General features: G+C 73.2%; 10 protein-coding genes, 1 tRNA gene and 1 pseudogene. 8 read left to right on the top strand and 4 right to left on the bottom strand.

The window, feature by feature from the left end; genetic code table 11:
- Positions 1 to 2 precede the first annotated feature (2 nt).
- Positions 3 to 572 (top strand): flavoprotein, encoded by a 570-nt coding sequence (locus ABZ883_RS14225; RefSeq protein WP_360905900.1) that lies wholly within the window; start codon positions 3 to 5, stop codon positions 570 to 572.
- A 4-nt stretch (positions 573 to 576) separates the two neighbouring features.
- Here ABZ883_RS14225 and ABZ883_RS14220 read toward each other — a convergent pair whose 3' ends face one another.
- The 3 genes from ABZ883_RS14220 to ABZ883_RS14210 form a co-directional block, all read right to left on the bottom strand.
- Entirely contained in the window at positions 577 to 1,284 is a 708-nt protein-coding gene (locus ABZ883_RS14220) for a hypothetical protein (RefSeq protein ID WP_360905899.1), read from the bottom strand.
- Between the two features lie 102 nt (positions 1,285 to 1,386).
- Complete coding sequence (locus ABZ883_RS14215) at positions 1,387 to 3,822, bottom strand: SpoIIE family protein phosphatase (RefSeq protein ID WP_360905898.1); 2,436 nt, start codon at positions 3,820 to 3,822, stop codon at positions 1,387 to 1,389.
- A 230-nt stretch (positions 3,823 to 4,052) separates the two neighbouring features.
- Positions 4,053 to 5,768, bottom strand: coding sequence for an NAD(P)/FAD-dependent oxidoreductase (locus ABZ883_RS14210; RefSeq protein WP_360905897.1), 1,716 nt, complete (start codon positions 5,766 to 5,768; stop codon positions 4,053 to 4,055).
- A 273-nt stretch (positions 5,769 to 6,041) separates the two neighbouring features.
- Here ABZ883_RS14210 and ABZ883_RS14205 point away from each other — a divergent pair, with 273 nt between their 5' ends.
- The 4 genes and pseudogenes from ABZ883_RS14205 to ABZ883_RS14190 all read left to right on the top strand — a co-directional run.
- Complete coding sequence (locus ABZ883_RS14205; protein WP_360905896.1) at positions 6,042 to 6,485, top strand: VOC family protein; 444 nt, start codon at positions 6,042 to 6,044, stop codon at positions 6,483 to 6,485.
- Between the two features lie 145 nt (positions 6,486 to 6,630).
- Complete coding sequence (locus tag ABZ883_RS14200; protein ID WP_360906153.1) at positions 6,631 to 7,551, top strand: aminoglycoside phosphotransferase family protein; 921 nt, start codon at positions 6,631 to 6,633, stop codon at positions 7,549 to 7,551.
- A 75-nt stretch (positions 7,552 to 7,626) separates the two neighbouring features.
- The gene (locus tag ABZ883_RS14195; protein WP_360905895.1) at positions 7,627 to 8,715 is read left to right on the top strand and encodes a hypothetical protein; all 1,089 of its coding nucleotides are present in this window, start codon (positions 7,627 to 7,629) and stop codon (positions 8,713 to 8,715) included.
- 525 nt (positions 8,716 to 9,240) lie between these two features.
- Positions 9,241 to 9,384, top strand: a pseudogene (locus tag ABZ883_RS14190) (site-specific integrase); the annotation flags it as partial.
- A gap of 196 nt (positions 9,385 to 9,580) precedes the next feature.
- On the opposite strand, the gene ABZ883_RS14185 reads toward ABZ883_RS14190, so the two are convergent.
- A tRNA-Arg gene (locus tag ABZ883_RS14185) sits at positions 9,581 to 9,653 on the bottom strand.
- Between the two features lie 305 nt (positions 9,654 to 9,958).
- Here ABZ883_RS14185 and ABZ883_RS14180 point away from each other — a divergent pair.
- The 3 genes from ABZ883_RS14180 (at position 9,959) to ABZ883_RS14170 (ending at position 13,832) form a co-directional block, all read left to right on the top strand.
- Positions 9,959 to 11,620 (top strand): dynamin family protein, encoded by a 1,662-nt coding sequence (locus ABZ883_RS14180; protein WP_360905894.1) that lies wholly within the window; start codon positions 9,959 to 9,961, stop codon positions 11,618 to 11,620.
- Positions 11,621 to 11,624: 4 nt separating this feature from the next.
- Positions 11,625 to 13,268: a GTPase gene (locus ABZ883_RS14175; protein WP_360905893.1), complete on the top strand. Its 1,644-nt coding sequence runs from the start codon at positions 11,625 to 11,627 to the stop codon at positions 13,266 to 13,268.
- Positions 13,269 to 13,385: 117 nt separating this feature from the next.
- Positions 13,386 to 13,832 carry a single-stranded DNA-binding protein gene (locus tag ABZ883_RS14170; protein WP_360905892.1) on the top strand — a complete coding sequence of 149 codons (447 nt, stop codon included), beginning with the start codon at positions 13,386 to 13,388 and terminating at the stop codon, positions 13,830 to 13,832.
- Positions 13,833 to 14,043: the final 211 nt, after the last annotated feature.

Raw genomic sequence — 14,043 nt, 5'->3', positions numbered from 1 at the left:
CCATGCCTCCTCAACCGGTCCGTGGAGTCCTCGCCGTCGTCGGCTCGGCCGCCGGCGGCGTCGAGTCCCTGCACAGCGGCCTCGTGCTGCCCGCCCTCGCCCGCGGCTGGCGGGTGGCCGTCACGCTCACGCCCACCGCCGCCCGCTGGCTGCGCCCCCTCGGCGAGATCGACCGCCTGGAGCGCGCCACGGGCCTGCCGGTGCGCGACGAGCCGCGGCTGCCCGCCGAGCCCCGGCCGCACCCGGCCGCCGACTGCCACGTGGTGGCGCCCGCGAGCGCCAACACGGTGGCCAAACTCGCCCTCGGCATCGGCGACAACCAGGCCCTCACGCAGACCTGCGAGGCGCTGGGCACCCTCGGTGTCCCGGTTGTCGTGCTGCCCGCGGTCAACGCCGCCCACGCCCGGCATCCCGCCTGGGGCCGCCATCTCGCGACGCTCCGCGAGGCCGGCGTCCACCTCGTCGACGACCCCGCGGCCCACCCGCTCCCCGAGCCCCGCACGTCGCTCGCCGCTCCCGAACTTCCCTGGGGCGCCGTGCTCGACACGCTGGACCGCGTGTCGGGCGGCTGAGGCGTCACACGTGCGGGGTCACCGGCGCCGCGGTCTCGTAGCGGGCGACGTTCCTCGCGGCGCCCTGCAGAAGCGGCTGCAGACGGTCCGTCAGGTCCTGGTAGTCGCCGACCCGTCCGTCCGACCACTGGGCCAGCCCGACGATCATCACGCGTCCCACACCGGCGAAGGACTGCACCATTCCGCTGTCCGCCGGCAGGACCTTCAGTCCGGACCCGCGCGGCGGGGTCTGGGCCGCCACCTCGTAGTCGCCGAAGTTCGTCGTCAGCCAGGTCACCAGCCGCAGCGTGTCCCGCGGATCCTTCATCGTGAACAGGGCCAGGTTGAACTGGTCGCCGTGCGCGTCCTTGTAGAGCGCGATCTCCTCGCCCACGCAGCCCCTGCCCGCCCTGATGCGCCCCGCCAGCGAGGGCCCGACCGAGTCGCGCGCCGTGCACGACTCCGTCACGGTCGCCCCGATCAGGGTGAACACGCCGTCGGTCCCGTTCGCCATCCGCGCCGGGAACACCTCCGCCGGCGGGGCCATCGGCCGCTCCGCCGCGGTGGTCCCCGGGGTGGCGGGCACCGCCGGCGCGGAGGCCGCGGGTACCGCCGTGTCCGTGTCCCGGGGCGCCTCGGCCGGCTGCCGGAGCACGAGGAAGGCGGCCAGCGCCGCGATCACGGCCAGTGCGGCATTGCGCGGCCAGACCGGTTCCGAGTGGTTCTTCTGCATGGCGGGACCGTAGTGATCACTGCCGTACTCCGGGATACGTGCGGGTCACGGCCCGATGGCCGTCCGGCTGCGCGGAGTGCCCGGTCGCGGCGTCCGACGCGTTCAGGACGCGGACGCCAGTTCCGCCTCGGCCCACACGACCTTCCCGCCCGTCACCGAGCGGGAACCCCACCGGCGGGACATCTGCGCGACCAGGAACAGGCCGCGGCCGTTCTCGTCGACGGTGCGGGCGCGGCGCAGATGCGGCGAGCACACGTCGGTGTCGAAGACCTCGCAGGTCAGCACGTGGTGGTGGATCAGGCGCAGGCCGATCGGGCCGGTGCTGTGGCGGACGGCGTTGGTGACCAGCTCGCTGACGATCAGTTTCGTGGACTCCTCGAGACCCTCCAGGCCCCATTCGTCCAGCTGGAAGGTGGCCAGGTGCCGGGCGCGGTGCGCGGCCGTGTCGTCGCTGGGCAGCGTCCAGGACGCGACCTGGGCCGGGTTGAGCGACCGGGTGCGGACCAGCAGCAGGGTGACGTCGTCGCACGGCGCCTGGTCCGGGTAGGGCTCCGTCGCGAGGTCGCAGAGGTCCTCCAGGGACCGCCCCGGCTGGGCGAGGGAGGTGCCCAGGCGGTGCATGCCCTCGTCGATGTCGTGGCCGCGGGTCTCGATCAGGCCGTCGGTGTACAGGGCGAGCAGACTTCCCTCGGGCAGTTCCAGCTCCACCGACTCGAAGGGGACTCCCAGCCCGATGCCCAGCGGGGTCCCGCTGGGCAGCTCGGGGAAGCTGACCCGGCCCCGGGGGTCGATGACGGCGGGCGGGGGGTGCCCGGCCCGTGCCATGGTGCACCGGCGGGTGGCCGGGTCGTACACGGCGTACAGGCAGGTGGCGCCCACCGCCGCCGGCGTCTCGTCGTCGTCCTCGTCGGCCAGCCTTTGGACCGTGTCGTCGAGGTGGGCCATCAGCTCGTCGGGCGGCAGGTCCATGTCGGCGAGTGTCTGCACGGCGGTACGGAGCCGGCCCATCGCCGCGGCGGCGTGGAGACCGTGCCCGACCACGTCCCCGACGACCAGCCCCACCCGGGCGCCGGACAGCGGGATCACGTCGAACCAGTCGCCACCGACCCCGTGGTCCACGTCGGCGGGCAGATAGCGGGAGGCGGCCTCGACCGCCGTGCCGCCCCGCAGGCGGCTCGGGAGCAGGTTGCGCTGGAGCGCGAGGGCCGCGGTGTGCTCGCGCGCGTACTGGCGGGCGTTGTCCAGCGACACCGCGGCGCGGTTGACGAGTTCCTCGGCCAGCAGCCGGTCGGCCTCCTGGAAGGGCACCGGGTCCTGGGTGCGGACGAAGACGACCATGCCCAGCACGGTGCGCCGCGCACGGATCGGCACGATCATCAGCGAGTGCACGCCGTGCTCGTGGACCTTCCGGGCCAGTGCCGGGATCTTGTCGATCCACAGCCCCGGGGCGGTGTCCAGGATCGGCTCCAGATGGGTCCTGCCGGTGCACAGGACCTCGCTGAAGGGCGAGTCGGGCGGGACGGGCACCGGCTCCCCGCGCACCCAGATGGACTCGGGGACCCCCCGGTGGATCGAGGCCAGGCCGGCCCGCCGGAAGACGGGCTGCCGCTCGCCCGGACCGATGCGGACCGGGGGGCCTTCGCCGAACGGCACCGCCTGCTCCAGGTCCACGGCGACGTAGTCGGCGAGCAGGGGCACGGCGAGGTCGGCCAGCTCCTGGCTGGTCTGCATCACGTCCAGGGTGCTGCCGAGGCGGGCCCCGGCCTCGCCGAGGACGGCGAGACGCTCGCGCACCCGGCGGCTCTCGGTGACGTCGACGCTGATGACGCACACCCCCAGCGGCTGTCCGTCGGCGCCCTGCAGGCAGTGGAACGAGGCAGCGAACGGTTGCTCCGGGCCCAGATTCGTCGGCAGCCACGTCCGGTACTCGTGGACCTTCGTCGTGCCGCTCCGCAGCACCTGCCGCATCACGCCCTCCAGCGCTTCGGCCTTGGCGCCGGGCAGCACATCGGTGAACCGCTGCCCGAGCCGGTGGTCCACGGGGATGCCGTCGTGGTCCTCCATCACGTCGTTCGCCCAGGTGCACCGCAGCTGCCGGTCGCGCACGACGATGCCGATCGGCGCACGGGTCAGCAGTGCGCCCCGCATCGCCTTGTTGCCGGCCTTCCCGGACATCGCGCCGACGTCGCCCACGGACGCGAGCCAGCGCGTTGTCCCGTCCTGCCCGCGCACCGTCGAGAAGCGCAGGCCGACGTCGACCGTGCGTCCGTGCCGGTCGCGCACCTCCGTCGTGCCCGACCAGCCGTTGTCGGCCCGGCACTTCTCGACGAACGCCGACACCGTCGGGGCTTCCCCTAGGGAGGGGAGGACGGCTGCGGCGGAGCGGCCCACCGCATCGCAGGCCGAATATCCGACGAGGCGCTCGGCGGCCCGCGTCCAGGCGACCACCGTCCCGCGCTCGTCGAGCAGTGCGATGGCCGAGTCGGATATCGCGGACGTGTCCGCGTGTTCACTGAGCGTGAGCGTGGTGCTGGTCATCGGACTTCTCCCTCGGGCAGGCGGGGTGCCCACGGCGGTGCTTGGTATGTCGCTTTTCGGGCTATTTACGCTTTCGACCGGACGCGGCCCCGATCTGTGACACAGGCCTCAAGAAGCCCCTCCGTGAAGCGGGGTCGGCGTAGGGGGCGGGCGTGCGGAGCGGCGCCAGGCGGGCACGGCAACGCAGGCCGTTCAAGGCCGTGTTGTGCCTGGCGCGGCCGAGGCGTTCCTCATCCCCGGCGGTCCGGCCCCCGGTCGCCGGTACCGTCCGTGGCCGTGTGACGTCGGGCACGGGCCGCCCACGTCCCGCGGCGCAGCCGGACGTCCTGGAGCACCTGGCGGGCGGCGAGCCGCCCGGACGTGGCGTTGTTGCCCGCGCCGGGCCAGGTCGCGGCTCCCGTCAGGTACAGGCCGGGTACCGCCGTGCGGTAGCCGCTGTGCCCGGGCATCGGCCGGAAGACCAGGTTCTGGCACAGGTGGTGGCTGCCGGCGACACTGTCGCCGCCGACCAGGTTGGGATCGGCCGCCTCCAGGTCCTGCGGGCCGTAGGCGGTGGCACCGGCGATCCGCGACCGGGTGCCGGGCGCGTAGTCCTCCAGCTTGGCCAGCACCCGTTCGGTCATCGGCCCGACCGCCTCGGGCCAGCGGGTGTGCCGAATGGCCCCGGCCGCGTCCCCGCGGATGACCGAGGGGACCGCACGGATCTGGATCCACACGACGTGCCGGCCCGCCGGGGCCCGCGTCGGGTCGACCGCGGAGGTCTGTCCCACGACCAGCAGCGGTTCGGCGGGCAGCAGCCCCGCCTGGGCCTCGGTGTAGGTGCGCGCCAGATCGTCGACGTACGGGGCCACGTGCACATAGCCGAAGCCGGACAGTTCGTCCCCCGCCGCCCAGGGCAGCGGCCCGTCGAGCGCGAGGTGCAGCATCATCGTGCCGGGCCCGTACCGGTAGTCGCGCGCCCTGCGCCGCACGTGCGCGGGCACCTCCCCGGCATCGAGCAGCCGCTCGTACAGCGCCGCCGGCGCGACGTCCGCGATCACGGCACGGCGCGCCGTCAGCGTGGTGCCGTCGGCGCAGCGCACACCGGCCGCCCGGCCGTCGCGGCACAGGACGCGGTCCACCTCCGCCCCGGTGCGGATCTCGCCGCCGTACTCCGCCAGCACCGAGGCGAGCGCCAGCGGCAGCCGCTCCGCGCCGCCCTCGACGACGGCGATGCCGTTCTCCATGTCCGCGAACATCTCCAGCAGCGGGAACATCGCGCCGCCCGCCACGTCCGGGCCGAAGTCCAGGTGCATGCCCCAGCAGGCCGCCATGGCCCGCGCCTCCCGGGTGGCGAACCAGGTCCCGCCCAGCTCCCGGGTGCTCATCACCAGCGTGTGCGCGAGCTCCCGCGCGCCCCGCAGGCCGTGGTGGCGCAGCAGGCCCGCCAGTTGCCGTGCGGCCGCGCCCGACGGCACGGCGCTGCCGTACAGGCCGAACAGGTACGGCGCGAACCGCCGGTACAGCCGGTACAGGCCCGCGAAACCCTCGGCGTCCCCGGCGCTGTGCTCCGCCAGCCGTGCGAGGGTGCGCTCGTAGTCGCCGTGGACCTGCACGCTCGACCCGTCCGGGAAGGCGTTGGCGAAGGGGCGGTCGGTGGTGCGGAACCGCAGTCCGTGGCGGGACAGCGCGGGGGCGAAGTCGGCGTACGCGCGGGACCCGAGGAAGAGGTTCTGGTTGGTGGAGTACAGATCGTGGACGAACCCGGGGAGCGTGACCTCACCGCTCGCGATGGCCCCTCCCACCACGGCGTTCCGCTCCAGCACGGCCACCGACCACCCCGCCCGCGCCAGGTACAGGGCCGCCACGAGCCCGTTGTGGCCGCCACCGACGACGACCGCGTCGTAGTCGTGGTCGTGGTCGTGGTCGTGGTCGTGGTCGTGGGAGTCGGAGTCTGGTGCGGTCATGTGCCGGGTCCCTGCCGCTCGTGCTCACCGCGAGGACGCGGCGTGCCACCCCCACCCAGCGCCCGCGCTGCCACTCCCGTCCCCGGAACACCCCCCTTCCCATGCTCCTCCCGCCCCGGCGGTACGCAACATCGCCGCTGCGGGCCCCGGTCCTGCCGTGCGCCGGGCCGGGCGTGCCTACCCTGGCCTGGATGTCGAGAACGGGCCACCGGCTCCGTCCCAGGGACGTCAGCGGCGACCACCGGCCGCACCAGGACGAAGGAGAGACCCGCAATGGCGATTCAGCGGATGGACAACGTCGGCATCGTCGTCGAGGACATGGACGCCGCCGTCGCGTTCTTCGTGGAACTCGGTATGGAGCTGGAGGGCACGGCGGAGGTCGAGGGCCCCTTCGCCGACCAGTGCACCGGACTCGACGGCGTCCACTGCGACATCGCGATGGTCCGGACCCCGGACGGCCGCAGCCGGCTCGAACTGGCGAAGTACCGCAGCCCCGCCGCGATCGGCGACGAGCCGCGCAACCGTCCGCACAACATCCTGGGCACGCACCGCGTCATGTTCGCCGTCGACGACCTCGAGGACACCGTCGCCCGCCTGCGCCCGCACGGCGCCGAACTCGTCGGCGGGATCGCCCGCTTCGAGGACAGCTTTCTGCTCTGCTACCTCCGCGGCCCCGCCGGCATCATCGTCGGACTGGCCGAGCAGCTGCACAGGTGATCCGGCCCGAGGCCGGGCTGTCACCTGGGGCGGCGAATATCGGTTGATCCGGCCCCTGGCGTCTGAATACTGGCTGTCGTCCCAGCCGATCCGGTCTGCCTCCGGCGTTCCGGACGCGACCAGTGGAGGGCCCACGGGCGTGACCATGCACGATGACCAGGTGGACGTGACCGCCGAGGTCGTTGCGGCCCTGATCCGGGAGCAGTTCCCGCAGTGGAGCGGCACGGCGATCCGACGTGTGGCGTCGACCGGGACGGTCAACGCCGTCTTTCGTATCGGGAACGACCTCTCGGCGCGCTTCCCGCTGCGTCCGGCCGATCCTGCCGAGGCGCTGGCGGTTCTGGAGCAGGAAGCCCGCGCGAGCGCGGAGCTGGCACAGGTGTCCCGGTTCCCCGCCCCGGAACCCGTCGCCTTGGGAATGCCCGGAGCGGGTTACCCCATGCCGTGGTCGGTCCAGACATGGCTGCCGGGAACGACCGCATCCGATGCCGACCCGAGTGCGTCGGACGCTTTCGCCGAGGACCTTGCGGCCTTCATCGCCACCCTGCGGGGCGCCGGGACACGGGGGCGGCGCTTCAGCGGGAACGGTCGTGGCGGCGTTCTCGCCGACCACGACGACTGGATGGCGAAGTGCTTCGAGGAGAGCAAGGGGCTGCTCGACGTGGACCGGCTGCGTCAGGCGTGGGGCCACTTCAGGGAGTTGCCCCGGACGGCAGCCGACGTGATGAGCCATGGTGACGTGATTCCCGGCAATGTCCTGGTCGCGGGAGACCGGCTCAGCGGTGTACTCGACACCGGCGGCTTCGGCCCGGCCGACCCGGCGCTGGATCTGGTCGGTGCCTGGCACCTGTTGCGGCGGGGCCCGCGGGAAGTCCTCCGGCGCGCACTGGGCTGTGACGATCTGGAGTGGGAGCGCGGCAAGGCATGGGCGTTCCAACAGGCGGTGGGCGTGGTCTGGTACTACGTCGAGAGCAATCCGACGATGAGCCGCATGGGACGCCGGACGCTCGACCGCGTTCTGGGGTCGATGGGACCGGAACGCGGCCGTACGACTCGTCGGTGGTGAACGAGTGCTCCGATGCCGGCTCGTTGTCACGGCCGGAGGTTGCCGCGGGCGACCATGCGCTGGATGATCTCCGGTGTGAAAAGCCCCTTTGCCGCCATACACAAGGCCCGCGCCGCGCGATGGGTCCGCACACAGTTCGACCCCGCCGCGTACGGGCTTGCCCCTCTCGCCCAACTCGACGCCCGACGCCCCGGGCCGCCTCTGCCCGCCTCGCGGCTCAGGGAGATGCAGGCCCTCGCGGACACGGTGTGGGCGGGCGACTGGCGTGCGGCAGCCTCGTACGTGGCGGGCGCGGGAGAGGAATGGGACCAGCGCTGGAACCGGATGGAACTGCTGCAGGAGATCGCGCAGCAGGACGGTGCATGGCTGGACGAATGGGTCCGGAGCGAGCCGCGCAACAGTGACGCCGCCACGCTCCGCGCGGAGTTGCTCGTGCACCAGGCATGGGAGGTGCGGGGAGCCGGGTATGCGAACCAGGTCCCGTCCGAGCGCATGAGGCGCTTCCAGCAGATGCTGCCCGCGGCCATGGAGGCGGCACAGAAGGCCGCCGAACTCGCTCCCCGGGACCCGGGCCCCTGGGTCGTCATGATCACCACTGCCCGCGCCCTCAAGTACCGCGGCATGAAGTTCCAGCCCCTGTGGGACGGACTGGTGGAGCGCGCCCCGCACCACTACTCGGGCCACTGGCAGGCCCTGCAGTACTGGTGCGCCAAATGGTGCGGGTCCGACAAGCAGATGATGGACTTCGCGGAGCGCGCCGTACGGAACGCCCCGGAAGGCAGCCCTCTGGCGGGCATCTACCTGTACGCCCTGTCCGAACTCACCGAACGCCACGGTGTCATGGCCCCCGTGACCACCGCCAAGGTCAAGGCCCTGCTGCCGGACGTCGTCCGCGCGCTGAGCCAGGTGCCCGAGGACGACGAGCGACTGCCACGCCTCAGGCACCTGCTCGCGCACTACCTGGGGAACATCGGCGACTACGACGCCGCGCTCGAGCAGTTCCGCCTCATCGGCCCGTGGTGCGGAGCGGAACCGTGGACCAGCTCGGACGACCCGATCGCCGCGTTCCAGCTGGCGCGCGGCACCGCCGCCGCCAAGTCGGCCGACGGCAAGCAGACGACCAACGGCGGAAAGACACGGGCGGACATTCATATCCGCGGGTAACCAGCGAACTCGGCGCTCCGGGCCCCTCGCACGGCCCCAGCCCGACTGGGCGCCCGGGACCCAGGGGCGGCCATGGTGAAGGCGCTTGGCACTTGAGGGACGGGGTGGACGCTGACCTGAGTCGATTCCCGAACAGAGCCGATTCTGGTTCCAGCTTTGACAGGCATTCGACGGCGACGGCCAGAGCGACACGCTTCACTGGTGGAGTGGAACTTGTCGACAGCCCGATCGAGTGGGACCCGCAGTGGCACGCCGCCGGCACAAAGTCTCGCGAGCGGCGATGTGCTTGGGGTTCTCCGTGTCCAAGGAAGGCGTGCTGGAGCGTGCGGGTGAGGGACAAGGGCGGCGAGAGTTGGTGGGCCGCCTGCGAGGAGCACCGCGCTTCGTCAGCGGTCCTCAGCGCCTTGCCTCCCGCTGACCAGCACCTGACTGCGCAGGCTTGTGCCCGGCCGACACCTGACGCGTAAGTTCGCGCCGGTCAAATACCGCCGGGCCCGGTGGTCTGCCCGGCAGCAGGTGCCGGCGCCGGCGGAGTTCGCCTCGCCGCCAGGGAAGCGCGCGTACGACCTGCGGCACACCTGTCTGACGACGTGGCTTAACGCGGGGATTCCGCCGGCGCAGGTGGCCGAGGGGTCGCGCAACAGCGTCCCCGTCCTGCCGGCTGCCTATCGAGGCCAGAAGAGACCTCCCCGACCCGGACGAACGTCGCCACGCAGTCGGCAGAGCCCGCCGCAAAACCCCGGTGTCAGCCGGACAGCGTCGGACCACGCTCGTGATCACAAGAGGGAGGTCCGGCGCTGCGGCGCTCGCCCTCGCAGGGCTCCGACCAGCAAAAAGCCCCTCCCTGAGGGAGGGGCGCAAGGCGTGCCCCCGGCAGGACTCGAACCTGCGGCCAAGCGCTTAGAAGGCGCCTGCTCTATCCACTGAGCTACGGGGGCCGGACGATGGCCGCGACCAACCCGCCCCATGGTGTCGACGGTATCCGTGACCTTGCCGGGGACAAGGATAGGGCGCGGCTGATGTGCGGCCGGTTGCTTCGCCTTCATGACACGTTGTGTAGGTTCGGTGAAGCGGTCTGATAATCGCAGGCAGGTGCGAATGTCGCACCACTTTTGACGCACCAGTCTTCGGCCGTTGTGCACTCGTTATGCCGCTGCCCCTCCGTGCCCATGTGTCCCGTTGGGACGCTCTTGCGGGCCGAAAGGCGTGAAGTACGCGAAATACGCTTCAAAAACCCACCAAAATGGGGCATTCTGCGTCTGTGGCGATCTTGGACACGAGGCCCGATCTGCTGGACGTGCTCTCTGCGATGCGCGACCGCGTCGACGCCGCGCGCTTTCCCCTCCCGATTCCCGGGGCGGAGCGGGCCCGCCGTACCCGGCGGGAGCTGCTGGCGCAGCTCGACGACTATCTGGTGCCCAGGCTGCGGGCGCCGGAGGCGCCGTTGCTTGCGGTGGTCGGCGGGTCGACGGGCGCGGGGAAGTCGACGCTGGTCAACTCGCTGATCGGGCGGCGGGTGAGCGATTCGGGAGTACTGCGACCGACGACGCGCACACCGGTGCTGGTGTGCCATCCCGAGGACCGGGCGTGGTTCGCCGATCCGCGGGTGCTGCCGGGACTGGCGCGGGCGTGGGCGCCGCGGCCGCGGGCATCGAGCGACGCGGACGACGGGGGCCGCGAGGCGGACGACGACCACGGCGCGCCCGACGGCCCGCTGTGGCTGCGGCTGGAGACCGACGACACCTTGCCCCGCGGACTGGCGCTGCTCGACGCGCCGGACATCGACTCCCTCGTCGTGCGCAACCGCGAACTCGCCGCCGAACTGCTGTGCGCCGCCGACATCTGGATCCTGGTGACGACCGCGGCCCGCTACGCCGACGCGGTGCCGTGGCATCTGCTGCGCACCGCCAAGGAGTACGACGTCACCCTGGCCACCGTGCTGGACCGGGTGCCGCACCAGATCCTCGACGACGTCTCCGACCACTATGCCGCGCTGCTGGACCGGGCCGGCCTCGGGGACGTACCGCGGTTCACGATCCCCGAGCTGCCCGAGTCGGCGGGCGGCGGCGGGCTGTTGCCGCACACCGCCGTGGCCGCGCTCGGCAGCTGGCTCGCGCACTGCGCGGAGGACCCGGCCGCGCGGCACCAGGCGGCCCGGCGCACGGCGTCCGGCGTCCTCGGCTCGCTCGACAGCCGGCTGCCGGAGCTCGCGGGCGCGTCCGCCGCCCAGCACGCGGCGGCGACACGCCTGGCCCGCTGCGTGGACGACGCCTACGACGGGGCGCAGGAAGCCTTCGACGAGGCCGTGACCTCGGGCGCGGCGCTCTCCGGCGAGGCGCTGGCGTGCTGGCGCGGCTATCCGGACTGCGGTTCCGGTGCCCTGCAGGCCGCGCTCGCGGAGGGACTGGCGGTCCTGCTCCGTACGCGGATCACCGCCGCCGACGAACGCATCCTGGACGACTGGCGGCGCGACCGGGCGGGCAGCGCCCCCCTGGACGCCGCGGCCCGCATGCCCGCCGACGACGGGCTCGACGACCGCATCGAGGAAGCCGTCGCCGACTGGAGCTGGAACCTGACCAGGATCGCGTACGAGGCCGTGAGTTCCGCGCCCGAGGACGTGGACCCCGAGGACGCGGCCGCGCTGCTCGGGGTCGCCCTCCTCGGCGGCCGCGCGGGCACCCCGGCCGGCGAACGGCTGGCCACGCTGGGCGGCGCCCTGGCCGCGCTGCGGGCCGGGGACCGGGCGCGCGAGGCGCTGGACCGGATCGTCGGGGAGCTGCTGGACGCCGAACGCGAACGCCGCATGCGGCCGGTGGACGCCCTGGACGTCACTGCGGGCCAGCAGGCATCGCTGATCGCGGAGCTCTCCGTGATGCAGAAGTCGTACGGACTGTGGGAGAGGTGAGCGGGTGCTCGCGGAGCGGGTGGACGCGCTGTCGGAACTGCTGGGGCTGTCGCGTACGCGCGTGAGCCCGGAGGCGCTGGACGGCGCCGGGGAACTCCTGGAACGGGTCGGCGACCGGCGCAGGCTGTCGGCGGACCACACCGTGGTGGCACTCGCCGGGGCGACGGGCAGCGGGAAGTCGTCGCTGTTCAACGCGCTGACCGGGCTGGACCTCGCGCGGGTCGGCGTACGCCGGCCGACCACCTCCGAGCCGGTGGCCTGCGCCTGGGACCCGCAGGGCGCGGCGGGGCTCCTGGACCGGCTGGGCATCCCCCCTCGGCACCGGCACGCCCGGCACAGTGTGCTCGACGGCGAGGACCCGGTGGGGGAGGGGGGCACGGAACGCGACGGGGCGGCCGGCCTCGGCGGGCTCGTGCTCCTCGACCTCCCCGACCACGACTCGGCGGCGCTGACCCACCGCGACCAGGTGGACCGGCTGCTCACCCTGGTCGATGTCGTCGTGTGGGTGCTGGACCCGGAGAAGTACGCGGACGCGTCCGTGCACGAACGCTATCTGCGGCCGCTCGCCGGGCACGCCGACGTTACCCTCGTGGTCCTGAACCAGACCGACCGGCTGCCGGGCGACTCCGCGGAACTCGTCCTCGACGACCTGCGGCGCCTCCTGGACGAGGACGGGCTCGCGGTCGGCGAGCACGGCGAGGACGGCGCCATGGTGCTGGCCACCTCCGCGCTGAGCGGTGACGGCGTGGCCGAACTGCGATCGGCGATCGGGCAGATCGTCGCGGAGCGCGCCGCGGCGGGCCGGCGGCTGTCGGCGGACGTGGACGGGCTCGCGGAACGGCTGCGCCCGCTGTACGTCGCCGAGGGCGCGACGGGCCTGACGGACGCGGCACGCGAGGACTTCGCGATCCGGCTCGCGCAGGCGGTCGGCGCCGCGGCTGCCGGGCGCACGGCGGAACGGGAGTGGCTGCGGGCCGCCGACGAGGCGTGCGGGACACCGTGGCGGCGGCTTTCGGGTCTGGTGCGGGGCGTACGGGCCCCGGCCGGCGAGGGGCCGCACGAGGTGGTGGCGGACGGGCGCCTGCCCGCGCTCGCCGCGTCCCGGGCGGTCGTGGAGGAGGCCGTGCGCCTGGTGGCGGCCGACGCCGCGGTCGGACTGCCCGCCCCATGGGCGCAGGCCGTGCGCGAGGCGGCCCGGCGCGGGGGCGACACCCTTCCCGAGGCGCTGGACGCCGCGGCGGAGCGCGTCGAGCCGGGCGAGCCGGGGCGGCCGGGCTGGTGGTCGGCGGTCGGCACGGCGCAGTGGCTGCTGGCGCTGCTGGTGATGGCGGGCACCTTGTGCGGCACCGCGGCGGCTGCGGGCGCCGTGGGGGCGCCGTGGTGGCTCTCGCTGGTACTGCTGGGTGCCGGGGCGGGCGGCGGGCCCGCACTGGCCCGGGCCGGCCGCTTCGCGGCGCGCGGTCCGGCCCGGCGCCACGGGCAGGCGGCCGAGCGCCGGCTGGCGGACGCGGCGGCCGACTGCGGCAGGGCCCGCGTGCTGGAGCCGGTCGCGGCGGAGCTGCTGCGCTACCGGGAGGTGCGCGAGCAGTACGGCGTGCTGGCCGGTCGCCACTTCCGGGTGACGGAGTTGTCCACAACCCGCCGGTAATCCACAGGTTGAATCCGGTTTCTCCACGATCGCCGCCGTCGGTGCACGATGGCTTTGTCGCGAGAGCGGCGGCGAAAGGGCCGCCGCCGGCGGCACGGACACAAGGGGGAATCGGTTGTGAGCGAGACGCTGGTCACCGTCGTCGGAAATGTCGCGACCCGGCCGGAATTCAAGAAGACGCCGACCGGCGTGCCGGTAGCCCGGTTCCGGCTGGCCGCCACGGCGCGCCGCTGGGACCGTGAGCGCGGCGGCTGGACGGACGGCCATACGAGCTTCTACACGGTGTGGGCCTGGCGGGCGCTGGGCGAGCACGTCGTGGCCTCGGTCGGGGTGGGTGAACCGCTCGTGGTCCAGGGGCGGCTGAGGGTGCGTGAGGAGGAGCGCGACGGGCAGCGCTGGATCTCGGCCGACATCGACGCCGTCGCCGCGGGCCACGACCTGACGCGGGGGACGTCGGCATTCCGCCGTGTGGTCCTGCCTCGACCGGAATTGACGGCTCCGCAGCCGGCGGTAGGGGGCGCGGAGTCGGCGCCGGCCGATCCGGTCGGGGCCCTGTCCGGATAAACCGGACAGCGGGCATTTCGCGCCCTGTCGACTTGCGAGTATTTATCGACAATCTCGGGCTCACACGTACGCGCCGGTAACGATTGCGATTCGAATTCCCGGGCCGCAGTGAATCCTGATGGCTTTGATACGCGTGCTTCCTAGGATTCTTCGGGTACCCCGGCGTTCCACGGGGGATCCACAGCTGTTGGCGAGGCACGTGCCCCACGAC

This window comes from Streptomyces sp. NPDC046977 (assembly GCF_040644455.1).
In the GTDB taxonomy this organism is placed as follows: Bacteria; Actinomycetota; Actinomycetes; order Streptomycetales; family Streptomycetaceae; genus Actinacidiphila.
Note: the sequence above shows the minus strand (reverse complement) of the source record. Positions and strands in the feature narration are given on the sequence as shown.